This is a genomic window from Rhizobium sp. YAF28, from assembly GCF_052113285.1.
In the GTDB taxonomy this organism is placed as follows: Bacteria; Pseudomonadota; Alphaproteobacteria; order Rhizobiales; family Rhizobiaceae; genus Rhizobium.
Genome location: NZ_JBFRCX010000034.1, coordinates 1 through 1202, shown reverse-complemented (window position 1 = coordinate 1202; position 1202 = coordinate 1). Strand labels below are relative to the sequence as shown.

The following is a 1202-nucleotide window of genomic DNA, read 5'->3' as shown; positions in this document are numbered from 1 at the left end:
GGGCTTCGGCCCCGTTTTGATTTCCCCCGCCATACTGACGTTATCCGCCATTCCGCCAGAATCGCCATGAAACTGACCTTCCTCGGCGCCGGGGCCTGGGGCACTGCCCTGGCCAGCCACGCGGCCACCGTGCACGATGTGGTGCTCTGGGGCCGCGATGCCGCGCAACTGGCCGATATCGCGCAAACCGGCATGAACGCGGCCTACCTGCCCGGGGTGGCGTTATCCCCCCGACTGGCCTGCGAAGCCGATTTCGATGCCGCCGTGGATCATGCGCTGGCTGACCCGGACGGGCTCCTGGTGGTGGCCACGCCGGTTTCCGGCCTGCGCGAGATGACGCGCCGGCTGGCCGCGCGCCATGCCGGACGGCCTGCGCCGCTGGCCATGCTCTGGCTCTGCAAGGGCTTCGAGGCCGACACCCACGCCATGCCGCACCAGATGGTGCGCGCGGAAATCGATGCGCTCGGCGTGACGCCGGGCCAGATCGAATATGGCGTGCTGACCGGGCCCAGCTTCGCCAAGGAAGTGGCTCAGGGGCTGCCGTGCGCGCTGACCGTGGCGGGCACGTCCCATGCGCTGGCGGACCGCGCGCAGGTGGCGTTCCATCACCATGCCATGCGGATCTATGGCAGCGATGACCTGATCGGCGTGGAGGTGGGCGGCGCGGTCAAGAACGTGCTGGCGATTGCCACCGGCGCCAGCGATGGTCTGGGCCTGGGCCTCAACGCGCGCGCGGCGCTGGTCACGCGCGGGCTGGCCGAGATRACCCGGTTCGGGCTGGCGCTCGGCGGCCGCGTGGAGACCTTCATGGGCCTCGCCGGGATGGGCGACCTGATCCTGACCGCCACCGGCGACCTCTCGCGCAACCGCAAGGTCGGACAGCAATTGGCGGGCGGCAAGACGCTCGAACAGGTGCTCGCCGACCTCGGCCACGTGGCCGAGGGGGTGCGATGCGCCCAGGCGGTGGCGGCGCTGGCCGCCCGGCATGGCGTGGAGATGCCGATCACGCGCGCGGTCTGCGCGGTGCTGTTCGAGGGCCTGTCTGCCGCCGACGCCGTGGCGCAACTGCTCCAGCGCGACGCGCGGGACGAATARCCGCAAATCCCCCAAGATTAGATGCCTAGCCGACGCCAAGCCCTCGGGGCGATGATCGCCACGCTTTCCACGCTGTGCCTGGGCGCCGCGCCGGCGCTGGCGGAGAC

Annotated in this window: 1 protein-coding gene; it reads left to right on the top strand. The window is 70.8% G+C overall.

Translation table 11 applies throughout. The features are described from left to right. Nucleotides 1-66: 66 nt before the first annotated feature. Complete coding sequence (locus AB4Z13_RS32750; RefSeq protein WP_442207771.1) at nucleotides 67-1095, top strand: NAD(P)H-dependent glycerol-3-phosphate dehydrogenase; 1029 nt, start codon at nucleotides 67-69, stop codon at nucleotides 1093-1095. The last annotated feature ends 107 nt before the right edge of the window (nucleotides 1096-1202 follow it).